Genomic DNA, 23,637 nt, shown 5'->3' with positions numbered 1-23,637 from the left:
GCGCAAAAAGCGCTATTTATTCCCGGCAAAGATGACAAGCAGGTTCTCGGCCTGCTTGAAATCGCCTCCCTCACGCCCCACCTCTGCCTCAACTGAGTATCACATCGCTTGAGGTAATCCATGCGTATCGACCGTTTAACCAATCAATTGCAAGTAGCGCTGTCCGACGCCCAATCCATTGCGTTGGGGCAAGATCACAGCCAACTGGATCCAGCCCATTTATTGCTCGCGATGATCGACCAGAAAGGAGCGGCCAGTGTGCGCCTGCTGCTGAACCAGGCGGGGTTTGATGTCGCCGGGCTGCGCACTGCGCTCAATGAATACGTGGAAAGTTTACCGCAAATTAAAAATCCTACCGGCGAAGTCACTATGTCGCCTGATATGGTGCGCATGTTGAATCTCGCTGACCGTCACGCGCAAAAAACTGGCGACAAATTTGTCTCCAGCGATTCAGTGCTGGTGGTGTTGATGACTGAAATGCAGGGCGCAGTGCCGGATATATTGAAAAAATTTGGCAATGCCCAGCGCCTGCTGCAAGGTATCCAAAAAGTGCGCGGCGGCGAAAATGTGGATGACGCCGATTCCGAAGGCAACCGTCAGGCACTGGAAAAATATACTGTCGATTTAACCGCGCGCGCGGAAGCGGGCAAACTCGATCCGGTGATTGGCCGCGACGACGAAATTCGCCGCACTATCCAGGTGTTGCAACGCCGCAGCAAAAATAATCCCGTCTTGATTGGTGAGCCAGGTGTGGGTAAAACTGCGATTGTGGAAGGGCTCGCGCAGCGTATTGTCAACGGTGAAGTGCCCGAAGGTTTAAAAGATAAACGGCTGCTGTCGCTCGATTTGGGTGGACTGCTCGCCGGGGCAAAATTTCGCGGTGAATTTGAAGAGCGGTTGAAATCCGTTATTAACGAATTAAGCAAACAAGAAGGCCGCATTATTTTATTTATCGACGAGCTGCATACCATGGTCGGCGCCGGTAAAGGCGAAGGTGCAATGGATGCAGGCAATATGCTTAAACCGGCGCTGTCGCGCGGTGAATTGCATTGCGTGGGTGCTACCACGCTCGATGAATATCGCAAATATATTGAAAAAGATGCAGCGCTGGAGCGCCGCTTCCAAAAAGTATTGGTCGACGAACCTAATGAGTCCGACACCATCGCCATTTTGCGCGGTTTGAAAGAGCGCTATGAAGTCCACCACGGCGTGGATATCACCGACTCGGCGATTATCGCCGCCGCAAAACTATCCCAGCGCTATATCACCGATCGACAATTACCTGATAAAGCGATTGATTTGATTGACGAAGCCGCCAGCCGTATCCGCATGGAAATAGATTCCAAGCCGGAGGAGATGGATCGTCTGGAACGCCGTTTAATCCAATTCAAAATTGAACGCGAAGCGGTAAAAAAAGATGAAGATGAAGCAAGCAAAAAACGCCTCGCCAAACTCGATCAGGATATCGATAAGTTCGAGCGTGAACTGAATGATTTGGAAGAAATCTGGCGCGCTGAAAAAGCAGCGCTGCAAGGCTCACAAGAAATTAAAAGCCAATTAGAGCAGGCGCGTTTTGAAATGGAAGAAAAACGCCGCAAAGGCGATTTGGCGCGCATGTCAGAACTTCAATATGGGATTATTCCGCAGCTGGAAAAACAATTGGATATGGCCGGCCAAGCGGAAATGATGGAAATGAAACTGCTGCGCAATAAGGTGACCGAAGAAGAAATTGCCGAGGTGGTCTCCAAGTGGACTGGTATTCCCGTCTCCAAAATGTTGGAGGGCGAGCGCGAAAAATTATTGCGCATGGAAGAGTCGCTGCATAAACGTGTGATTGGCCAACACGAGGCGGTAGTCGCTGTTGCCAATGCGGTGCGCCGTTCGCGCGCGGGCTTGTCCGATGCCAACCGTCCCAATGGTTCATTTTTATTTTTAGGGCCAACCGGTGTCGGTAAAACCGAATTGTGTAAATCCCTTGCCGAATTTTTATTTGATACAAGCGATGCGATGGTGCGTATCGATATGTCGGAATTTATGGAAAAACATTCGGTCGCCCGTTTGATCGGCGCACCACCGGGTTATGTGGGTTATGAAGAGGGTGGCTATCTCACCGAGACGGTGCGCCGCAAACCCTACTCGGTGATTTTGCTCGATGAAATTGAAAAAGCGCATCCCGATGTATTCAATATTTTGTTGCAAGTATTGGACGATGGACGCTTGACCGACGGCCAAGGCCGCACTGTGGATTTCCGGAATACGGTAATTGTAATGACCTCGAATTTAGGGTCGGATCGCATCCAGGAATTAGCGGAAGATAAATCTTTCGACACTGTGAGTTTCGACAGTTTTGTGAATGACGATATGAACAATTCACTCAATAATGAGAATCGCTACAACGCGATGAAAGATGCGGTGATGGAAGTTGTCGGTGGCCATTTCCGCCCGGAATTTATCAACCGTATTGATGAGGTTGTTGTCTTCCATCCGCTCGGGCGCGAACAAATTCGCGGTATTGCCGATATCCAGTTGGAGCTGTTGAGAAAACGTTTAGCCGAACGCGAACTGAGTCTGGAGTTGGAGGATGAAGTGATGGATAAATTGGCAAGTGTCGGTTTTGATCCTGTCTATGGTGCACGCCCTTTAAAACGCGCCATCCAGCAGTTGATTGAAAACCCGCTGGCACAGGATATCCTCGGTGGTAAATTTATGCCCGGCGCGATTATTCACGGTAAATTGTTAGGCGATAAAATTGTGTTTGACCCCAAGCGGTTGAATTAACTGCATATGAGTTCGCTCAAAATAGACTTACTAAACGCCGTCGCAATGACGGCGTTTTTTTTATCCCTGTAAATGTACTTTCAGCGGCTACACTTATTTATCGTTATTCAAGTAAAAGTTGATCAATTTGGCGACAAAGTGGTAAAACGCTCGCTCGGCAACCGCACTCAAAACCCAATCATAAAAAATCATGGAGATGTTATGTTCCCACGGACATTATCAGCCGGTGTGGTGGCACTGGCCTTTTGCGCACTGGTGCACCTGGCTCAGGCGAATCAATCCCCCCAGCAAATTATCCAGATCCATCAGCAACACAATCAGTCGGGCAATCAGCTCGACAATCATCCCGACAACAGCGAACCCCAGTCATTTGCGTTACCGGCTGGTGGCGCGGTGAGTATCGATAATCAATCTGGGCAACTGCAAATCCAAACTCTTGACCACACCCAGCCGCAGCGATTGCTGGTGCGTTTAAAAGATCAAGCGGTCAGACCCTATCTCAAGCAGCAGCGCGAGCAAATGCGAGCGACGGGCAAACTGTCGCGTGCGCAGCAACAACTGCTGGGAAAATCCACCCAAAGCCAGTTGCAACGCGTACAAAAAAGCCAGAGTCAATTGCTGGGCGAATTGCGCAAACAGAAGCTGATGCAGCAGATGCACGGGCAATTTACACAGTTAACCAATACGATGAGCATCACTGCCGAAGCAAACAGCATTGAGCGGATCCGCCGATTGCCACAGGTGGCTGCGGTGTACCCGGATACCCGGATAAAAGCCTTTCTGGCTGAAAGTGTGGGTATTACCAAGGCGCCGCAGCTGTGGGCAATGCGCGACAGCCAGGCGCGCGAGGTCACCGGCCAAGGGGTGACAGTGGCGGTGCTGGATACGGGGATTGATTACACCCATCCCGATTTGGGCGGGTGTATCGGAACCGGCTGCAAGGTGGCTGGGGGGCACAATTTTGTTGAAGGGGAGGATGCCACCAATCCTATCGACAAACACGGCCACGGCACCCATGTGGCGGGCATCATTGCAGCCAAGGGCACGCTCACCGGTATGGCACCCGATGTGAACCTCTATGCCTATAAGGTGTTGAGCGATCAGGGCTGGGGCATGGAAAGCGGCATTGTTGCGGCGCTGGAAAAAGCCGTTGATCCCGATGGCAACCCGCTGACGGATGACCAGATTGATATAGTTAATATGAGTTTGGGAGGCTCGGGAGCGCCCGACTCGCCTATCTCGGAAGCCGCAAACAACGCCATGGCTGCAGGGGTAGTGGTAGTGGTAGCGGCGGGCAATAGCGGTAGCTCCTATTCCACCATAGGTTCACCGGGAAATGCTGAACAGGTGTTGACGGTGGGCGCTAGCGATAACAACGGCGCTATCGCCGGTTTTAGCTCACGTGGGCCAATTTCTGGCAAGGCTTATGTAAAGCCGGAATTGGTAGCGCCGGGTGTGGAGATCAACTCGGCCAAGCCCGGCGGCAGTTATGTTCGGCTCAGTGGAACCAGTATGGCCACTCCCCACGTGGCGGGTGGCGCTGCATTGTTAAAGCAGCTTTATCCCAACCTGACCCCAGCCGAACTTAAAACTCTGTTGATTAATACCGGTAGTGATTTGGGGCAGGATGTGTTCACACAGGGCGCAGGGATGATGGATCTGGCGCAAGCTGCAAGTGCCAAGTTGTTGGTAAGTCCAGCGCTTTTGTCGGCTGGATCAGTGAATCTTGCGCAGCCGAGCTGGTCGGCAAATCTGCCACTGACGTTGAAAAATATCAGCAGCAACTCGCTCAAGGTGGCGACAACCGCGCCGGTGGTATTTCCCCAAGGCGCCAGCGGGTTGGTTGACCCAGCGGGTGAACAGGAGTTGGCGGCAGGTGAGCAAACCACGGTGAAGCTGCAGTTATTAGTCGATACCCAGACCTTGCCCTTTGCCGACAGTGCGACCTTGCATCATGAAGTGGTTGCCAATGTTCGTTATTCCGAAACCGATATACGGCTGCCACTGGTATTTGCCAAAGCCGCCCGGCTCAATGTGGAGTTCGATGCGCCCCTCTTTCTGCTGCATGTGATCAATGAGGATGGCAGCTATGGCAGTGTGGAGTATTTCAATAGTTGCACCGATGCGCCAACCAATTTCGGGCTCGATCTCAAGCCGGGTACTTACCATCTGGCGGCCACTTTCTATGGGGAAGGCTGCAGTCTGGATTCGCTAGTGTTCGAGGAAGATATTCAACTGGTGGATAGTGTCACCACCAAACTGGAGCGAGCCAGTGCAATCCACGAAATAGCGATTGGCTCAGTGACTGGGTTGGATGGTAGTTCCATCCCCTTAGACGGGATGATTACAAAAACCCAACTGATCGAATGGCGGATGACTGATATTCCTCAAGGCAGCGTGCTGTTTTTAGGTGGCAGCGGCAAAAGAATTTTGCGTGTATCGGAGCTCTCTGAGAGCGTTCAGATAGCGGCGACAGCGCTGTTCTCACTGAGAGAAACAAGCCCTGGGGTGACGGGTGAGTATTATTTGTTGTCGGCCCTTTATAAAGACGGTATTCGGTCGTCGCAGTATCTTGATTTGGATTTACGCGCTGCCGGTGGCGTTGATTTTACCTATGCTGATCTGGATAAGTTGGCGGGGGGTGTCAGGTTCTCCCAAGGGTTGAGCCAGCTGCGCTCTACCTTTGACTTCGTCGCTTTTGGCACCTACTGGAGTAGTGGGACCGTCTACAACCAGCCGATATCAGCAAAACTCTATGCCAATGTCTCCACTCTGGAAAAAGGTGAGTGGTACCCGACGATGGGGGTGGAGCGCTTGAGTGATGATCCTTTTGCGTGGAATCTGCAACTAATGAATACGGGCTCCCTTGCCTTTACGGATGCTCAGTCCTTTACCAAACTGCGCGGTGTATTCAGTACCCCGGATGCGACCAACTACCGCAGTTCTGGTCGGGCTATCACCGTTACAGATGGCGCCTACTTTATGGCTCCAGCCTTTTATTTCAATGGGTGGAGTAATGAATTACAGGTGCAGAGCATGTCTGAGCCCTATTGGTTTGGTGGCAACTACACCATCCAGCGCGATGCCCAGCAGAATAGTTTTTTTGATCTCATGTCTTATCGACTCTTGTGCGATGGACAGTTAAATACCAGCTCGGAAACCAGTGGTGGCACATTTAATCTCCCTCTTGGAGCGGGCACCTGTAGCAATCTGCTGTTCGAGCTGGATCAGCCGACGCGCTTTCTGGGGGTGATAAGTCCATCTAAGATGCGTCTGGAGTTGGACACCAGCCTATTGCAAGGGCAAACAACCTACCTGCTAAAGGAGTTCCCCGAACAGTTGCGGTTCCTTAACGACGGTGTCCCCAGTCGGGTTCTGAACGGCAGCGATTTGGCAATCGAATTGAGCATGCTCAGTATGAGCAGTGAGGTGGCCAGTGAAAGTGAAGCTCCGGAGATGGAATATCGGCTGAGTGGCTCGGCTGATTGGGTTCCTTTGGCGTTAAGCCGGGAGAACGGGCGCTACCTTGCCAAGCTCCCGGTAATTCCTGGGGCAGTAAAAGCGTCGCTAAGGATTAGTCTTGGCGATACACAAAAAGGGGTAAAACTGGTGCAGACGCTAGAGGAGATTGTTGAATTGGGTCAGGGGGCAAGTGGTCTTGTACTTGCTCCACCGAGCTTTGATCCGCTACCGCACTTGACGGTCGAAGCGACTGCATTAGAGACGGCTTATAGCTTGCCACCCGTATTTGCCCGAGATGTAAAAGATGGCCAGATAGCAGCTGTCACGTCCAACATCGGACCTTACAGTATTGGTACCCACTCGATCTATTGGCGGGCTACCAACTCGGTCGGGAAAATCGCCACCAGTCTGCAAACCCTTGAGGTGCGTGACACTACCGCTCCAGTGATCCAAATACCCGCCAATATCACGGTCGATGCAACAGGAACGCTAACGGATGTCCCCCAGCCAGAAGTTAAGGCTTACGATTTGGTCGATGGTGAAATTACGGCTTGGACAATCGATTGGAAACCCTTCCCGGTCGGGACTAGTTATGTGATCTGGAATGCGAGCGACTCCCGGTATAATCTGTCATACATAACGCAAACCATCACAGTAAAAGCAGCTGCAGCGAGTAGTCAGGCTCAGTCATCCAGCAGCAAAGCAGCGGTTAATTCCGGTGGGGGAAGTGGCTCGGGGGGCGGTGGTGGTTTGATGGGGATATGGATGCTAATACTGTGTGGGGTTTTGGCAGGAACCGCCACTCGCCAACGGTACCGGCGATCAGGCGATAAGATATAAATAACCAACAAAAAACGGCCATCTCGTGGCCGTTTTTTTTATTGCAAATCGGTCTGTGTTATTCGCAGGTCTGATCAATCACTTTCTGCGTGGCTATCCGCTGCTGCACCTTATCCTCTTCAGTCAGCGGTACTACAATCCCTTGCTCATTCGTGGTTCTTATCCGGGCAACCGTATTCAGGATATTCAGATTTTCTTTTGCTGCGGCACAGCGCTTAGGGTTTTTGAGTGCGGCCGCCTGTACTGCTCGTGGATCCTCAGCGGGCGGTGTAGGTTCTGCTTTGGGCTGAGAGGCCGCAATTTGTGCAGGTGTTGGATCGCTGTGACCTGTGCGAGTTTGTACTAATGTAGCCTTGACATCTTTTGGTGGGCGTTCGCCGTAATGAACCGTGCCTTTGCTGTCGGTCCAGGTGTACACCTTCTCTTTTGCGAACCCCTGCTGGCTGAGCATTACGCCAACAAGCGCTATGCCGGCCAATTTTACGATATGCGAAAACTTCATGAAGCTTGCCCTTATTGCTTGATGCGAATGCAGCAACTATAGACCTAATGCGCAAGGAGCGAAACCGCGACAGGGAAAACTGTGAGCGAGTGCAAGCTCGTGGCTACCTGCCCCTAACCTCTATACTTCCCTGGATCGATGCATAAAAAATCATCATTCCGGCGTTAATTTCTTGACTTTGAACCATATCTTGCGAAAATTGCCAGTCCTCCAGATGGCTGGCAGATGACCGATAAGCTCGGGGACTCATCTGCTTCCCGCCAAGTCACCCTCTTGGCGAACCCTCTGCTGGCGATGCTCCTACCAGAGCATCACCTTAGAAAGCCGCTGTTTACCTGCACGGTTTTCGCTGATCCGATCCTGACCTTGCCGGGTTTTGATCGTGGATCAATCACGGTGTTGGCCTGCCCTAAGTGCCAATGCTTTCCTGTGTGATTCTTTGCCGCCTCAACTATCGGCTGTAGCAGCCTCTTGGTAAAAGACACACGCGCATATGCGATTCACATCCTAAAAGGGGAATTATCGTGGAAATGCTTTCAGGCGGAGATATGCTCATCCGCGCTCTGAAAGACGAAGGCGTTGAATACGTTTTCGGCTATCCGGGCGGCGCGGCACTGCATATTTACGATGCCATCTTTCGTCAAAAAGACGTTAAACACATTCTTGTTCGCCACGAACAAGCGGCCACCCATGCTGCCGACGGTTACGCGCGTGCGACCGGCAAAGTGGGCACCGTACTGGTGACTTCCGGCCCAGGCGCGACCAATGCCATCACCGGTATTGCGACGGCCTATATGGATTCTATTCCGATGGTAGTCATCTCCGGCCAGGTGCAAAGCCACTTGATCGGTGAGGACGCCTTCCAGGAAACCGACATGGTGGGTATCTCCCGCCCGATCGTAAAACACAGTTTTATGATCAAACACGCGAGCGAAATTCCTGAAGTCGTGAAAAAGGCTTACTACATCGCCGCGACCGGTCGCCCTGGCCCAGTGGTTATCGATGTGCCTAAAGATTTAACGCACCCGGCGTACACCTTCCCTTACGAGTATCCCGAGAAGGTCAAGCTGCGCTCCTATACTCCAGCGACTCGCGGTCACTCTGGCCAGATCAAAAAAGCGGTGCAACTGCTGCTCGGCGCCAAGCGCCCGATGATTTATTCCGGCGGCGGTGTAGTGCAGGGCAATGCTTCGCATTTGCTCAAAGAATTGGTAGAGCTTTTGAATTACCCAGTGACCAATACCCTGATGGGCTTGGGCGCTTATCCCGGTACCGGCAAAAACTTCCTCGGTATGTTGGGCATGCACGGCACCTACGAAGCCAACACCGCGATGCATCACAGCGATGTGATTCTTGCAGTGGGCGCGCGTTTTGATGACCGTGTCACCAACACTGTAAGCAAGTTCTGCCCGAACGCAAAAATTATTCATATCGATATTGATCCTGCATCGATTTCCAAAACCGTTACTGCCGATGTACCTATCGTCGGTGCGGTTGATAGCGTGCTGGGCGAAATGCTCACGCTCATCAAAGAAAGCGATGAAAAACCCGATGCAGAAGCGCTTGCTTCCTGGTGGGAACAAATTAACGATTGGCGCGAGCGTCACGGCATCTACACCAAAAATCGTTTTGATACGACCAGCGATAAAATTAAGCCGCAAGAAGTGATTCAGGCGATTTGGGAAGTGACCAAAGGCGATGCTTACGTCACCTCCGATGTGGGCCAGCACCAAATGTTTGCCGCGCAATATTATTTGTTCGACAAACCGCGCCGTTGGATTAACTCCGGTGGTCTCGGCACTATGGGCTTTGGTTTGCCTGCAGCGATGGGTGTACAAATGGCGCATCGCGATGCGACCGTTGTGTGTGTAACTGGTGAAGGCTCAATTCAAATGTGTATTCAAGAACTTTCTTGCTGCACGCAATATCATTTGCCGGTAAAAATTATCTGCCTCAACAACCAAGCGCTCGGCATGGTTCGCCAATGGCAAGATATGCAGTACTCCAGCCGTTACGCTGAAAGTCTGTATGAAGATTCATTGCCCGACTTCGTGAAATTAGCGGAAGCTTACGGTCATGTCGGAATTCGTGTGACCAAAAAAGAAGAGCTGAAAGCGAAATTAGCAGAGTGTTTTGCATTGAAAGACCGCGTGGTATTTATGGATATCATGGTTGATCAATCTGAACACGTTTACCCAATGCAAGTTGCGCCCAATGGTTCTATGCGCGATATGTTGCTAAGCAAAACGGAGCGCACCTAATATGAGACGCATCATTTCTGTATTAGTTGAAAACGCTCCCGGCGCTTTGTCCCGCGTTGTTGGTTTGTTTTCCCAGCGCGGCTACAACATTGAAAGCCTGACCGTTGCACCAACGGAAGATGAAACCCTGTCGCGCTTAACGCTGACAACCTTGGGTGACGATCACAAAATCGAACAAATCACCAAACACCTCAATAAATTAATTGATGTGGTTAAGTTGGTAGATTTGACCGAGGGTTCGCACATCGAACGCGAACTCATGCTGATCAAAGTCAAAGCATCAGGTGCACAGCGCGCAGAAGTAAAACGCTGCGTGGATATTTTCCGCGGTCAAATCGTGGATGTCACCAGCACCCTCTACACCATCCAAATCACCGGCGCGAGCGACAAGCTCGATGCATTTTTACAAGCGGTTGGTGATGCTTCCATCATCGAAGTTGTACGTACCGGGGTGTGCGGAATTTCGCGCGGTGAGAAAGTGTTGAGTTTGTAAGTTGCTGCGTTGATACTTGAAAGGCCGATAGCTGCGAAGTTATCGGCTTTTTTTATGGGTAATTTTTTGTGGAAAAAAGGAGTGGTTATGAATTCCAGTGATGACCGAGGTTATAGATCAGCGTTATATCAGTTAATAGATAGTGATACTCATTGGGCGTTACAGACCATACCCCTTATAGCTATGCGAAATGCTTTGCGAATATTACCTGCAGTTGCTTGGGATGGTCATATAAATTTTTGGATGTCCGAAAGCAACGACAACCGAGTTGAACATTTGGCAGCAGTCATTAGTGTAGATGCGATATTTCAATTATTGCAGAAGGGTAATTCCGATCCATTTGTTCATGGTGAGTTTAAAGGAGAAGAGCCTGTTGTTCGGATGGCTCACAATTCAATTCGAACTGTTAGGCGTGCAATTGAATTTATGGAACGTTTCAGCTCGCCGGAAAGCTTCACGACGGGTTTTTCTGTATCCCATTCAATGGTAGGAGCTCTTTTATCAATTACCCGTGTCTATAATGGCGAACTTGGTAGTCTTGGTTCTGCTAAATATGCTGCACAAGCTGTTATTGAGAGTATGGGTGGGATCGCTGCTGTACGTTCAGATCAAAAAGCGAAAAGTGATATTCATGCCGCGCTAGAGCACGATATTGATAGGGCTATAAATTTTACATCAAAGAACATCGTTGAGTTTTCAATCTATCCGATTTGGCAAGAAATACCAGAATGGTATGTGGAAAGCGTCAATAAACTTATTGATGTAGCTGATTCGCTGGAAAGAAGTAAAGGGCAAGAGCGCGAGTGGCAGATTATTGAATTTGGTATCCGCTACCTCAAGGAACAAGCAGGAATAGTTGAGCCAGGTAAGTCTCAAATTAATAGCGCGGGCAGTCGCCGTCAATTGCCAGAAGCTACTAGCAATGAAGATCATCTAAATCGCCAACCACTAATAAGTGCCTTGGCTGCTGTACTAGCTCATAAGTCTAATTCTGAGCATCAAACTATAGGACTATTGGGTGACTGGGGTGTAGGCAAATCCACATGGTTGAGATTGTTAAAAAAAGAACTCTTGGCAGAACATAAAGAGCAAGCATATTTGTTTGGGGAATTTAATGCTTGGGCTTATGAGCATACCGATAATTTGCAGGCAGGTATTGCGCAAGAGGTGATTAAGGCATTAAGTAGCCCAGCTACACGATTAGAAGATATTGGCCACGCTCTGGCTGATCAAATAAAGGAAAGTAAATTTGCGTTCTCTAAGCGTTGGTTGGGTTGGAAATATGATCGCGCCATTCTTACTGCAAAATTTGCAGTGCAGCTAAATGGAGGGGAGTTATTAAAGTTGGCATTTTTGCTGATGCTTGCACTTTGTCCTTTGGTGTTCAGTATTCCAGAATTAATAAGTGAATATTTGGCTTCAAAAGCCGCAACACAATCACAGGCTTTGTACCGTGGAGCAGGAGTTGTAGGTAATGCACTTTGGTTTCTAGGCTTTGGGGTATATTTTGTAAAAGAATTTCCCAAGCTATTTGCAAATCCCTTAGCAAAAGAGATGTTGACTTACTTGCGTCTACCAGATTACGCAAAGCACCTGGGCACTGTTCCTGTTATGCGTAAAAATATCGAAACACTTTGTAATATTCGGCTGAAAAGTAGTTCTGAAAAACCTACACGTTTATTGTTTGTGGTGGATGATTTGGATCGCTGTGGTCATGATGGGATAGTGAAGGTGTTCGAGGCTGTAAGATTGGTGCTAGATATTAAAAACGTTACAGTGATTATTGCAGTTGATCAACACATCGCTTTGGCAGCGTTGGCACTACATTATGAAGAGGTTGCTAAGCATCATAAATTGAAAAATCCGAACGCCATAGCGCGGGACTACTTAGCCAAAGTAATACATTTGCCAATTATTTTGGCTAACCCCATGGGGGCTGATATAGAAAGCTATTTGAAGAGGCTTTGGTTGGCGAGTACCAGCAAGGAAGATCACGAAATTGTTGAAAAAGAGCAGTTGGATTATGTGCAGCAAATGGTGGCAGTTCGGGAAAAATTAGAATCTGAGAGGGCAGTAGCATCGAGCTCTAAAGGCAATAGCGAGATGCAAAGTGTCAATGAGCCAAGTTTGCGAACTGCTGACGGTGCCCAATTCATTAATAATGATGCCTTACCAGCCCGAGATCCAAAAGAGTTGGTTTATTCCAGCGTTAATCAAAACGATATAGAGCGTCCAGAGGTGGCAACCCTGTCAGCAGCTCAACGTCGTGCATTTATTTTTTGGCTAAATTATTTTGCTTTAACCAATCCGCGCCAAGTGAAGCGGCTCAATAATACATACAATCTTTTATTAAATTGCTACAACGATGTTGATAGGCTGCCCATTTTAACGGATTTACCTGAACCAATGCCTAAAACACTTTTTCCGATGATGATGGCGCTGATAACTATGGAGTACTTGAACTCTATGGGTGACTGGGACTTGCGCAACGCGTTGCGCTCCCAATTGTTCATTCATTCAGTTGACGGGAAAGATGCTGAGTTGAATGTAACGCCGCTAACTAAAGAGTTCATTTCTGCATTTCATCTTTTGCTGAGTGAGCATGATGGACTGGTCGAGAAAGTGAGGCCATTTGTGCTGCCTGCAATCGAGATGCGTTGATTGATAATTGCCGAGTCTTTTATGCGCGACTTTATTTTAAATTGCAATCTATTCGAAATCGCTGGCGTCGGCCTCGCATTTTTCGGTGGGATTTATTTATTGTTTGGTGCGCTCAGTTTGATGCTTACCCAACAATTGCTGCCGCGTTTACATATCGGTTGCCAGCTCGATCCTCGCCCGCTGGGGGATGGACAGTTGCGGCGGGAGTTGTTGTTGTCTGCAAGCTCGATTGGGATTTTTGGGGTGGGGATGATTTTTCCTTGGGGGTTGCTGCAGCTGGGTTGGGCTAAGTTGGCGATAAATCCTTCGGTTTTGCAAATTGCGGTTGAAATTTTTGTGTTGATTATCTGGAATGAAATCCATTTTTATATCAACCACTGGTTGTTGCATACACGCTGGTTGCGGCAGTTTCATTTGCCGCATCATCGCTCGGTGGTGACAACACCCTGGTCAACCTATGCATTTCATCCGGTTGAGGCGATGATGCTGGGCAATGTGATTTTATTGCCCATGATGGTGCATGATTTTAGTGTGTATGCACTTTTCTCCGTACCCTTGTTTAGTTTGTTGTTTAACAGCATCGGCCATTCCAATTTTGATTTTAATCCCCGTTCGCCGCGCGTGATTTTTAACGGCGCGCGTCGCCACCATTTGCATCATGCCTGTTTTAATGGCAACTACGGTTTCATGTTTCCGTTTATGGATTGGATTTTTAAAACTGCTTTGCCTGCAGATGCCGCGGATAAACAAATCAATCGTTGGCGAGTGCGCTAACTTTTATGCGTAACTGGCGCGATTGGCAGAGCATCGTCTATTTGCTGGTGTTGCCATTGTTGGTGTTATGGCAATGGCAGCAGGGATTCAGTTGGCCGCTGTATTTACTGGAATTATTTTTAACGCTGGGTGTGGGGGTGATTCACCATAACCATACCCATTTGCGTATCTGGACTTCGCGCCGGTTAAATCGTTTTACCGATTTATGGATTACCCTTTTGCAGGGGCACCCCACCTTTGTGTTTTATCCTTCCCATATTGCCAATCATCATCGCTACCAGCACGGTGAGCGAGACATAACCCGTACCTATCGTTTTAACACGCCCGGTGCACGTGGCGACACTAATCATCTGCTGGGATATTTGCTGCATCCACTGCAGGCGATTGCAGTGTTGTATCCGGAATTTATTGCTTATTTAAAACGTCGTTATAAATTTCAGCGCGCCTATTTTTATTATTGTGTGTTGCAGTATCTTCTCATTATGGGTTTGTGGCTGGCCTTGGCGATAATTGATTGGGAAAAATGGTTGGTGCTAGTGCTAATCCCGCAGCTGCATGGTCTTCACTGGTTGTTGGCGACCAATTATCTCCAACATGCACATGCCGATGGCTCTGGCAAAAATTTACAGTTCGCACGCAATTTTTATGGTTTCCTTAACCCACTGTTATTTAATATCGGGTTACATACCGCGCATCACCAGCACCCGCGCGCGCATTGGTCGGGGTTGCCGGAATTACATCAGGGTTATGCCGCGCAGATCCATCCCGCGCTGCATGAAAAAAGTTTGCTGCGTTATATGCTGCGCACTTATCTATTGGCGTTACTGCACCCATACTGGCGCAGCCGCTCGCTTCATTACAAGGACTAATTTATGCCCACCCGTTTTAATCGTGTTTATATTCAATCGGCGGGCTATCACCTGCCAGGCGAGCCAGTCAATAATCAGGACATGGATGATTTTATTGCGCCGATTAATCGCATATCGCTACGCATCAAAAATAAAATTCTGGCGGAAAACGGTATCCAAACTCGCCATTACGCGATTGATAAAAATGGCGAGACAGTGACTTCGCATACGCAGCTTGCGGCCAATGCCATTCACGATTGTTTGGCGCGCGCCAATGCGAGTTTAAGTGATGTGAATTTGCTCGCGGTTGGCTCATCGGGTAGCGATGCCTTAATTCCCGGTTTTGCTGCGATGGTGCAAGGTGAGTTGGGTGCGCCGCCGATGGAAACCTTATCGAGCCTTGGTGTGTGCGCTGCCGGTATTTCCGCATTGGCTTACGCTGCACAATCTGTCGAGCTTGGTGCGCATCAACACGCTTTGGTTGCGACAGCGGAAATGCCATCGCGCATTTTCAAAAAAAGCCGCTTTGCACCGCGCGGTTACAGCAGCGATTTTGATGCGCATTTTTTGCGTTGGATGTTATCTGACGGCGCAGGTGCAGTATTGCTTACCGACGCACCACAAGCAAAAAATGGTGTGCGCTTAAAAATAAACTGGATTCATCAAAAAAGTTTTGCGGGCGATTATCCGGTTTGTATGCAGCTTGGTTTAACCGAGGATCGCAGCAAATCCTTTCTCGATTTTCCGTCATCCAGCGAGGCGGAAGCGGCGGGAGCGCTATCGCTGCGGCAGGATATTCGTCTACTACCGCATTTGTTTGATGTAAGTATCCACGAATACGTAAAACTGGTGCGCGATGGTTGGGTGACTTCAGGCGAGATTGATCATTTTCTCTGCCATTACTCATCTGCACGTTTTATTCCGGTGGTGGAAGAGCTCTTGGATAAAGCAGGCTTAACGATTCCGCGCGAGCGCTGGTACAGCAATTTAACCACGCGCGGCAATACCGGTTCGGCATCAATTTTTATTATGCTTGCTGAATTTCTCGATACGCATCAGGTTAAACCGGGCGAGAAAATATTTTGTTTTATTCCCGAGTCAGGCCGTATGACAGCGGCCTATATGTTGATTGAAGTGGAAGCGGCCAATGCACCTTTGGCTGCTAATCTTACTCCCATAAATAGATCGATAACGTCAGAAAAAACTGCGCTGCCAGATATCGCCGCACCTCATGATCCACGATCTGCTCCACAACATTTACAAAGCGTGTTAACGACACTTGCGGGAATCTGGCACGACTATCGTTCGCAAGTATGGCGCAGTCCGGTTATCCACAAATTGGTGAGCCAGCAATTTGCGTTGGAAGATTATCGCCATTGGACTGCGCAATGGGTGCCGCAAGTGCGCGAGGGTAGTAAGTGGATGCGCGAAGCCGTTGCGTCGCTCACGGGTAGCTATGCTGATCTTGCTGCATTGATTGAAACCCACGCGGGTGAAGAGCAAAACGATTTTAAAATTTTGTACGACGATTATTGCGCGGCAGGTGGAACTGAACCGCTCGATAATTTACGCCGCAATCCCGGCGGTGAAGCCTTGAATAGTTATTTACATTCACTTGCAGCGACAGCCAATCCGATTGGTTTGTTGGGCGCAATTTATATCATTGAAGGCACCGGTCAGCGTATTGTTCCTGCACTCCTGCCATTGTTGCGTAAACAAGTAGATTTACCGGCAAGTGCATTTCGCTTTTTGGAATATCATGGTGCGAATGATGAACATCATCTAGCGCGTTGGTTGGCAGCGGTTGAACTGGTGATGGCGATTGATCCAAAGGCCGCAAACGCGGTTATCGCCACTGCCAAACGCACGGCACAACTGTATCTTATGCAGTTCGAACATATTCTGGAGTCATAGCGAATGGATAATGTAGAAAAAATAGAAAAGCTACCCACGTTTTTGCAAACGGAATTTGATCCGCGCGACCCCAGCCCTTGGCTCGCGTTGTATTTGGATCAAAGTACACCTTTGCCAGACCATGTTAAAAAGGCGTGGCTCGCTGATTCGGAAACCCCTTCGCGCCAATTTCTGTTGCCCTTTGTGCGCCCTATTGCACGCACACTGATTGTATTAATTCAGATTGTTAAAGTTGTGGTGCCACGCAACTGGGCGGCATCCAAACTACTGCATTGGATTCTCGCTACTGGGTTGAAATATTTTGTTCGACCGGAAGCTAATTGGTTGGTGCTGCGCCATTTTCATATGGGCGCACAGATTCTGGAATTTGTTGCTGCCAACGCACCGGTTGCAGTAGAAACCTCTCCGCTCAAGCCAATGAATCTGGACGATTTAAAAGATGAGCTGTTTTTAAAACACGATTTGAATCTATTTAATTTTGTGATTCGTTTGGGCAAGGCACTGCGTGATGCGGATAAAAAATTGGTGCCAGTTGCTCGGCCAGATTTCAGTATGATCAAAGAACCAGAAATAACTCTGGATTCTATGCCACGCGGAAAGCTGAACGGAATCGATCTGCAAACCGCCATTGAAATGTTTACACCCACCTACCAATTATTCTTGACCGACAATGATTTTTGGCGCGCATCCAATTCCTTGCAATTAGACGAAACCATCGGTTTGTATGTGGCAACCATTTTAAACTCGCCGCAACATTTGGTGCTACTTAATAACAAGCACCCACTTGTGCCGATGAGCACCTTGCGCGCTGGCTATCGTTTGGTGCTTCATGGATTGTCTACGGAAATGCTGCATGCCTTGTTAATGGATTTGAAAAAAGCACAAGCTGAACATCATGCGCCGGATTACAGTGTCAACCAATCAACATCAGTGGTGGATGCACACTAAGCAGGAATGTAATGAGCGATATTTTTTCAGTAATAGATTTCTCTGCTCCATCGCACGAAGTTGCTCCGCAGTTAATCGGTGCGCAATTTTTTGTGAATGGAGTAGGGGGAATTATTGTTGAAGTAGAAGCTTACGATCAGTCCGAGCCTGCATCCCACACATTTTCTGGTCCCAGTGTACGCAATGCGTCCATGTTTGGACCGCCGGGCCGCGCTTATGTTTATCGCTCATACGGCATTCACTGGTGTTTGAATTTTGTTTGCTCATCTGAGGGGCATGGTGCAGGTATTTTGATTCGCGCGATTCAACCCACCAAAGGGTTAGAGATCATGCGCGCGCGTCGCGGTGTTGAGGCTGAACGTTTGCTCTGCTCGGGGCCGGGGCGTGTGGGGCAGGCATTGGAAATCTTACACGCCTTTAATGGTCGCTCCCTTGCGAAAAAACCTTTCACGTTGTTGCCTGCCATTGCGCCGGTTGATGTAATTCAGGGGTCGAGAGTTGGTATTTCCAAAGCCATGGATTTGCAATGGCGGTTTGGTTTGGCTGGCTCGCCGTTTTTAAGTAAACCGTTTCGTTAATGTGTTTTGTATTCAGCTGAATACAAATCTTGGCTCAGATAGTTGATAAATATAATCACCCGGATTTTATAGTTGAATCTGGCAAATATCTGCTGCAGAAAAGCAACTGAAGCCTAGTGAATTGGTTGCGGCATCGTAATCAAAAGGTTTTTTAGTATAAGGGTTTTTGTGGTGTGATGATTTAATCGCCGCTGGCCAATCTTGCTTTGCAATCGTTTTTAATTCCAGCTGTAAGGCTACTAACGAGTAGATTCCCGCTAAGTCATGCGCACGGCCAATATAGGGAGCATATTGCCAGTTTTTCGCAAGATTAATTTTTCCACCTAGATTGTAAGGATTAAAACGCGAAAATATTAATGCTGTTGTGGGCGTTTGCGCGTGCTCATAAAACTCCACCGATGACATTTGGTTGAGCGCAAAAGCCGGTTTTAGTGTTTGTCGATAAAACCAGTTAGTCGCTGCAACAGGCTGTGTTAATGTCCACAAAATAATGGATTCGCCTTCAGGTATGGCTTTGGGGGCCGTTTGCCAGTTTTCTGCACCAAAGCGGAGTTCAGATACCAGCACTTTTTCCAAATTTACTTCTTGGATAGTTAGCGGTTTTAATAACGCTTGCAGATGCTGTAACTGCGTGCTGGACAACGCACTCTCTTGTTTTATTGCATGGGAAAGCGCTGCTACATTTCTGTACAAGCTGGCGATGGCTACCATGCGCCCAAGTGTCGTGTGGCTATCGGCGAGCGCCATTCGCCAAAAACGCATGTCTTCCTCACTATTGGCAAGCAACCCATCAAGTCCCTGTGTTTGATAAGCACTGGTTTGACTTAATTTGCCTAGCTGCATTAGCAGGGAATAATTTGGCAGAGGCGAGGTGTAATCCATTAAGCGGGTTTCCTCAATTAAGTGAGGAAGCTGAATAATCCTGCGATAGCGCTCAAGTTGGGTAATAAGACGCGGGTGGATGAGCGGGGTTTGTTTGACATCGGTCATTAATTCGCTAAAACAATTGGTTTGTTTGCGCGGAGTACAATCGGCTGCAGGATAAGCGGTTTGCCATTCTGCGTCCCATTTTTCATCGCCGCCATAAAGAGTAGTTCTTTCGTCCTGGGTCAGGTTGGCGAATTCCCCTTTGGCATGTTTTGATTGCAGGCTTTGGATGACAGATTTTCCTACTGCATCAGGATCTTTCCCGGTTGCGGCTGATATACCATAGAGGGGGTAGATGGCATTACCGTTTATATTGGGGTTGGGAGGATTACTTAAACGCTCGGTAATTTCCGGTAATAATTTTTCATCAAAAATCGACAGGTTGGGGATGAATATAATCGCTAGCGCTAATCCAATAACGAATGTGGTGCGCGTGATTACCTTAAATAATATTGATCTTGCGTGACTCATGGACTTCTCCTCAATAAATGACACTGTAACTCTCGCACAGGCGTCACGAAAGCATCTGAGGAAAACCTCTGCAAAACCCCGGCGCCCCCAATCCTCATATTGCGGGGATTGTTAAATTGCTAAACTGCATGCATGACAAACAATAACCCAATGAATTACACCTCATTTAATTGTGCTGCGCTTGAGTTTGATCTGGTGTTGGGCACGGTGAAAAACACCCTTGGTGAAACCCAACGCTTAAGTCCTATCAATTTAAAACTGCTGACGCATTTGGTTGTTCGTCAAGGTGAAGTGATAAGTCGCGCCGAGCTATTTGACGCAATTTGGCCGAACCAGATTGTGAGTGATGATGTATTGACTCGTGCCGTATCGGATGTGCGCACGCAACTCGCCAAATTGGATGTATCAACGAAGTTTATAGAAACGCTTCCCAAGCGCGGTTATCGCTGGATGGTTGCGATATGTCCGGTCAGTGAGCAGACACTGGTAGTCCCATCGGCTCCGCATACATTATCGATACGGAATGAGCAGGAGTTGCCGCTGCTTGTTTCCAATCGAATGCGTCGCCAATTTGCAAATGTGTTGTTTTATATCGTCGCTGCGCTTTTATTGGCTGGCGGGATTATGTGGCTCATTGGCCAGTCCATGACCAATCAGATTAATATCGCTGTATTACCCACTGGTTATGATCGCCCGCAGATGAACGCAGTCGCAAAAGTAGTGGATGAGAATCTATTGCGTGTGCTGCGGAATAACCCTCGTATAAAACTCATCTCTAAATCCGCCATAGATTCGCGCCCACAAAATCCTTTTCCTTATTTCTTCAGTGAGTTTGGCGTTAAGTGGGTGATTGAAAGTCGCGTAAGTGATTTGGAGGGGATTAATCGTGTGGAGTTAAGTTTGGTAGATGCGCGCACGGGTTTGGAATTGCGCAATGCCAGTTTTGATGCGGCCAGCAACACCGAGTTGCTGACCAAGCTTGCCAAGAAATTGGAGACACATTTGTTGATAGACGATGTTGGCTATTAGTGGTGTTTGCGATTAAGGTTTACTTGTCATTCGCCAGCTGCAACCAAAACGCATTCACAATCGGGCTTTTCAAGCGTTTTTCCATCACACAAATACCTGTGTCGTAAGGACCTAAATCCGGCTGCGGATCAAAGCGTTTTACTTTGTTTGCGAGCGGGCTGTTATCCACCACAATTTGCGGCGCAACGCCCACGCCGAATCCTAAGCTCACCATACTCACAATCGCCTCGTTGCCTTTTACTTCGGCGTAGATATTGGGTTTGATGCCGAGTGAGTCGAACCAGATATTTAATCGCTCCCGCGCCAAACCCTCTTCTGGAATGATTACCGGAATTTCATCCCATCCTTTGTCTTGCCAGTCTTCATTGTTTGCGGTGATAAAAATCAGCGGTGAGCTGTTGATGGGTTTGAAGCTGATACCGGCGGGTAGTTTGTCAGGTTTGGCGGCGATGGCGATGTCTTCATCACCTGCCAGAATTCGCTCAATCGATTGTGCCGGGTCGCCGGTGTGGAGTTTGATCGCAATACCCGGATGTTTAACGCGGAACTCGGTGAGGATTTCATAAAGGAAGCTGTAGCTTGCCGTTACCGAACAATAAATGCTGAGTTGGCCGCGCAGTTGATCGGCCTGCGCCAGTAGGGATTCTTGATATGTCTCCCACTGTTGGATCACTTCTTTGGCAAACCCCAGAAATTGTTCGCCTTCATGAGTGAGGATCACCGAGCGGTTGTCGCGTACAAAGAGGCTCACGCCTAAATCGTCTTCAAGCTGCTTTATGTTGCGGCTTAGCGTTGACGGGCTTACATGGCTGGCATTGGCGGCGCGACCAAAATGCAGGCTGTTGGCGAGATTACAAAATAGTCGGAGTTTAGTGATATCCATGATCGGGGATTAATAACCTTGTTGCATAAAATGAAATATTGAATTGCGAATATATCATTATACGCGATGACAGTGTTTCTCTACACTGGCGGCCTTTTATCCAAGTCGCCTTGTGATTTCTTATTCTCAGGCGGTAATCATCCAAACAGGAGTCTGTTATGCACGTTTATTACGATAAAGATGCCGATCTTTCTATTATCCAAGGCAAAAAAGTAGCCATTATTGGTTACGGTTCACAAGGTCACGCGCATGCGTGCAACCTGAAAGATTCAGGCGTTGATGTAGTTGTTGGTCTGCGCGCTGGCTCTGCGACTGTTAAGAAAGCTGAAGCTCACGGCCTGAAAGTGACTGATGTTGCGACTGCGGTTAAATCGGCTGACGTAGTAATGATCCTGACTCCGGACGAGTTCCAATCAAAACTTTATAAAGAAGAAATCGAGCCAAACATCAAGCAAGGAGCGACCCTGGCCTTTGCTCACGGTTTTGCGATTCACTACAACCAAGTAGTGCCACGCAAAGATTTGGATGTGATCATGATCGCGCCAAAAGCCCCTGGTCACACTGTGCGTTCTGAATTTGTGCGTGGCGGCGGCGTTCCTGATTTGATCGCGATTTTCCAAAACGCATCAGGTAAGGCGAAAGATACTGCGCTGTCGTACGCATCAGGCGTAGGTGGTGGCCGTACCGGTATCATCGAAACCACTTTCAAAGACGAAACTGAGACCGATTTGTTTGGCGAGCAAGCTGTTCTTTGTGGCGGTGCAGTTGAGTTGGTGAAAATGGGTTACGAAACACTGGTTGAAGCGGGCTACGAGCCAGAAATGGCTTACTTCGAGTGCTTGCACGAATTGAAGTTGATTGTTGACCTGATGTTCGAGGGCGGTATCGCCAATATGAATTACTCAATTTCTAACAACGCTGAATACGGCGAATACGTGACTGGTCCTAAAGTGATCAACGAAGAGTCGCGTAAGGCGATGCGTCAAGCGCTGAAAGATATCCAAACTGGCGAATACGCCAAGAAGTTTATCCTTGAGGGTGCAACTAACTACTCTTCAATGACTGCCGCTCGTCGCAACAATGCGGCTCATGGTATCGAAATTGTGGGTGCCAAGTTGCGCGCAATGATGCCTTGGATTCAGGCCAACAAAATCGTTGATCAATCCAAGAACTAATGGGTTGTTGGTGGTCATAAAAAACGCGGCTTAGGCCGCGTTTTTTGTTTCTTAGTGTGTAAAATGGCGCTCCCGCAATCGGAGAGATAATGATGAGCCAGCACGAGAATGATAGCTCCAAGCAAGAGCCGGTCGATAATGAAGGTCCGTTGCCGTTTGGTGATCTGGTTGAAGAGGTCTCGGAAAATGGCAAAAAGGTTCGTCATCGCGGTGTCTATCTGCTGCCCAATCTATTTACGACCGGCGCGCTGTTTTGCGGCTTTTACGCTATCGTCTCTGCGATGAATGGTAACTTTGCGCAGGCGGCGATTGCCATTTTCGGCTCTATGCTGCTCGACGGGATGGATGGGCGTGTAGCGCGTATGACTAATACGCAAAGTGCGTTTGGTGAACAGTACGATAGCCTTGCTGACATGGTCTCTTTTGGTGTCGCTCCTGCGCTCGTGGTGTTTAGCTGGGTGTTGCAGGATCTTGGTCGCTGGGGTTGGGCCGCCGCTTTCGTCTATACGGCCTGCGCGGCATTGCGCTTGGCTCGCTTCAATACGCAAATCGGCGTAGTCGATAAAAAATACTTTATGGGATTGGCGAGTCCGGCGGCGGCTTCGATTATCGCCGCAACAGTATGGGTGTGGTTTGATTCCAAGCCAGAGGGTGTTTGGGCTGTAGGTGTTGCCGTATTGACGGCATTCTCTGGATTATTGATGGTATCGAATTTTCGCTACACCAGTTTTAAGGGTATTAACTTTCGCGGGCGCGTCCCTTTTGCATTTATGTTGTTGGTGGTGCTGGTTTTTGCGTCGCTCATTATTTATCAGGAGCAGGGTGTATTGGCGATAGCGGTGATATATGGATTATCAGCCCCCGTTATTTGGTTGTTTCATTTTGTTTCGGGCAAATCAAAATTGCCCAAAGTGTCCGAATAAAAGCCGCTAAGTTTGTTAATTAATCGCATTTGTAATTAAAGCGAAACAATCTCTAAAAAGAGCTTGCGCAGGTGTGGTCGGATTCGTATAGTGCGCGCCCTTGCCGAGCCAGGGTTGAGCGCGAAAGCGCAGTGATGGAAAGTTTGGCAGTTTTGTAAAAAATTAAGAAA

General features: G+C 48.6%; 16 protein-coding genes. 13 read left to right on the top strand and 3 right to left on the bottom strand.

The features are described from left to right. Positions 1-120 precede the first annotated feature (120 nt). Both clpB and J2X05_RS15475 read left to right on the top strand, forming a co-directional pair. The gene (gene clpB / locus J2X05_RS15480; protein WP_310074052.1) at positions 121-2,778 is read left to right on the top strand and encodes an ATP-dependent chaperone ClpB; all 2,658 of its coding nucleotides are present in this window, start codon (positions 121-123) and stop codon (positions 2,776-2,778) included. Between the two features lie 201 nt (positions 2,779-2,979). Then, positions 2,980-7,080, top strand: coding sequence for a S8 family serine peptidase (locus J2X05_RS15475; RefSeq protein ID WP_310074050.1), 4,101 nt, complete (start codon positions 2,980-2,982; stop codon positions 7,078-7,080). A 58-nt stretch (positions 7,081-7,138) separates the two neighbouring features. Here the strand turns inward: J2X05_RS15475 and J2X05_RS15470 are convergent, their stop codons facing one another. Continuing rightward, on the bottom strand, positions 7,139-7,582 hold the full coding sequence (locus J2X05_RS15470; RefSeq protein ID WP_310074049.1) for a DUF4124 domain-containing protein: 444 nt from the start codon (positions 7,580-7,582) through the stop codon (positions 7,139-7,141). Positions 7,583-8,106: 524 nt separating this feature from the next. Between J2X05_RS15470 and J2X05_RS15465 the strand changes: the two genes are divergently transcribed. From J2X05_RS15465 to J2X05_RS15430, 8 genes are all read left to right on the top strand, one after another. Next, complete coding sequence (locus J2X05_RS15465) at positions 8,107-9,843, top strand: acetolactate synthase 3 large subunit (RefSeq protein WP_310074047.1); 1,737 nt, start codon at positions 8,107-8,109, stop codon at positions 9,841-9,843. Position 9,844: 1 nt separating this feature from the next. Continuing rightward, positions 9,845-10,336 carry an acetolactate synthase small subunit gene (gene ilvN / locus J2X05_RS15460; protein WP_062061070.1) on the top strand — a complete coding sequence of 164 codons (492 nt, stop codon included), beginning with the start codon at positions 9,845-9,847 and terminating at the stop codon, positions 10,334-10,336. Positions 10,337-10,423: 87 nt separating this feature from the next. Beyond that, the gene (locus J2X05_RS15455) at positions 10,424-12,997 is read left to right on the top strand and encodes a KAP family P-loop NTPase fold protein (RefSeq protein WP_310074044.1); all 2,574 of its coding nucleotides are present in this window, start codon (positions 10,424-10,426) and stop codon (positions 12,995-12,997) included. A gap of 21 nt (positions 12,998-13,018) precedes the next feature. After that, entirely contained in the window at positions 13,019-13,771 is a 753-nt protein-coding gene (locus J2X05_RS15450) for a sterol desaturase family protein (RefSeq protein WP_310074042.1), read from the top strand. Positions 13,772-13,776: 5 nt separating this feature from the next. After that, positions 13,777-14,640 carry a fatty acid desaturase gene (locus tag J2X05_RS15445; RefSeq protein WP_310074040.1) on the top strand — a complete coding sequence of 288 codons (864 nt, stop codon included), beginning with the start codon at positions 13,777-13,779 and terminating at the stop codon, positions 14,638-14,640. Positions 14,641-14,643: 3 nt separating this feature from the next. After that, complete coding sequence (locus J2X05_RS15440; RefSeq protein ID WP_310074039.1) at positions 14,644-16,533, top strand: iron-containing redox enzyme family protein; 1,890 nt, start codon at positions 14,644-14,646, stop codon at positions 16,531-16,533. Positions 16,534-16,536: 3 nt separating this feature from the next. Next, entirely contained in the window at positions 16,537-17,481 is a 945-nt protein-coding gene (locus J2X05_RS15435; protein WP_310074037.1) for a DUF6999 family protein, read from the top strand. Positions 17,482-17,492: 11 nt separating this feature from the next. Further along, positions 17,493-18,059 carry a DNA-3-methyladenine glycosylase gene (locus J2X05_RS15430; RefSeq protein WP_310074035.1) on the top strand — a complete coding sequence of 189 codons (567 nt, stop codon included), beginning with the start codon at positions 17,493-17,495 and terminating at the stop codon, positions 18,057-18,059. A 66-nt stretch (positions 18,060-18,125) separates the two neighbouring features. On the opposite strand, the gene J2X05_RS15425 is transcribed toward J2X05_RS15430, so the two are convergent. Continuing rightward, the gene (locus tag J2X05_RS15425) at positions 18,126-19,457 is read right to left on the bottom strand and encodes a hypothetical protein (protein WP_310074032.1); all 1,332 of its coding nucleotides are present in this window, start codon (positions 19,455-19,457) and stop codon (positions 18,126-18,128) included. A 132-nt stretch (positions 19,458-19,589) separates the two neighbouring features. Between J2X05_RS15425 and J2X05_RS15420 the strand changes: the two genes are divergently transcribed. Beyond that, on the top strand, positions 19,590-20,486 hold the full coding sequence (locus tag J2X05_RS15420) for a winged helix-turn-helix domain-containing protein (RefSeq protein ID WP_310074029.1): 897 nt from the start codon (positions 19,590-19,592) through the stop codon (positions 20,484-20,486). A gap of 19 nt (positions 20,487-20,505) precedes the next feature. Here J2X05_RS15420 and ilvY read toward each other — a convergent pair whose 3' ends face one another. After that, positions 20,506-21,369 (bottom strand): HTH-type transcriptional activator IlvY, encoded by an 864-nt coding sequence (gene ilvY / locus J2X05_RS15415; RefSeq protein WP_310074027.1) that lies wholly within the window; start codon positions 21,367-21,369, stop codon positions 20,506-20,508. Positions 21,370-21,527: 158 nt separating this feature from the next. Between ilvY and ilvC the strand changes: the two genes are divergently transcribed. Both ilvC and pssA read left to right on the top strand, forming a co-directional pair. Continuing rightward, positions 21,528-22,544 (top strand): ketol-acid reductoisomerase, encoded by a 1,017-nt coding sequence (gene ilvC / locus J2X05_RS15410; protein ID WP_310074025.1) that lies wholly within the window; start codon positions 21,528-21,530, stop codon positions 22,542-22,544. 89 nt (positions 22,545-22,633) lie between these two features. Further along, positions 22,634-23,467 carry a CDP-diacylglycerol--serine O-phosphatidyltransferase gene (pssA, locus tag J2X05_RS15405; protein WP_374725281.1) on the top strand — a complete coding sequence of 278 codons (834 nt, stop codon included), beginning with the start codon at positions 22,634-22,636 and terminating at the stop codon, positions 23,465-23,467. Positions 23,468-23,637 lie beyond the last annotated feature (170 nt).

Origin of the sequence: Cellvibrio fibrivorans (genome assembly GCF_031457055.1) — a bacterium.
Classification (GTDB): Bacteria; Pseudomonadota; Gammaproteobacteria; order Pseudomonadales; family Cellvibrionaceae; genus Cellvibrio; species Cellvibrio fibrivorans.
Note: the sequence above shows the minus strand (reverse complement) of the source record. Positions and strands in the feature narration are given on the sequence as shown.

Bases quoted from the DNA above. Each gene is read 5' to 3' on its own strand.
- clpB (WP_310074052.1), top strand. From the start codon at position 121: ATGCGTATCGACCGTTTAACCAATCAATTGCAAGTAGCGCTGTCCGAC.
- J2X05_RS15475 (WP_310074050.1), top strand. From the start codon at position 2,980: ATGTTCCCACGGACATTATCAGCCGGTGTGGTGGCACTGGCCTTTTGC.
- J2X05_RS15470 (WP_310074049.1), bottom strand. From the start codon at position 7,582: ATGAAGTTTTCGCATATCGTAAAATTGGCCGGCATAGCGCTTGTTGGC.
- ilvN (WP_062061070.1), top strand. From the start codon at position 9,845: ATGAGACGCATCATTTCTGTATTAGTTGAAAACGCTCCCGGCGCTTTG.
- J2X05_RS15455 (WP_310074044.1), top strand. From the start codon at position 10,424: ATGAATTCCAGTGATGACCGAGGTTATAGATCAGCGTTATATCAGTTA.
- J2X05_RS15450 (WP_310074042.1), top strand. From the start codon at position 13,019: ATGCGCGACTTTATTTTAAATTGCAATCTATTCGAAATCGCTGGCGTC.
- J2X05_RS15445 (WP_310074040.1), top strand. From the start codon at position 13,777: ATGCGTAACTGGCGCGATTGGCAGAGCATCGTCTATTTGCTGGTGTTG.
- J2X05_RS15440 (WP_310074039.1), top strand. From the start codon at position 14,644: ATGCCCACCCGTTTTAATCGTGTTTATATTCAATCGGCGGGCTATCAC.
- J2X05_RS15435 (WP_310074037.1), top strand. From the start codon at position 16,537: ATGGATAATGTAGAAAAAATAGAAAAGCTACCCACGTTTTTGCAAACG.
- J2X05_RS15430 (WP_310074035.1), top strand. From the start codon at position 17,493: ATGAGCGATATTTTTTCAGTAATAGATTTCTCTGCTCCATCGCACGAA.
- J2X05_RS15425 (WP_310074032.1), bottom strand. From the start codon at position 19,457: ATGAGTCACGCAAGATCAATATTATTTAAGGTAATCACGCGCACCACA.
- J2X05_RS15420 (WP_310074029.1), top strand. From the start codon at position 19,590: ATGACAAACAATAACCCAATGAATTACACCTCATTTAATTGTGCTGCG.
- ilvY (WP_310074027.1), bottom strand. From the start codon at position 21,369: ATGGATATCACTAAACTCCGACTATTTTGTAATCTCGCCAACAGCCTG.
- ilvC (WP_310074025.1), top strand. From the start codon at position 21,528: ATGCACGTTTATTACGATAAAGATGCCGATCTTTCTATTATCCAAGGC.
- pssA (WP_374725281.1), top strand. From the start codon at position 22,634: ATGATGAGCCAGCACGAGAATGATAGCTCCAAGCAAGAGCCGGTCGAT.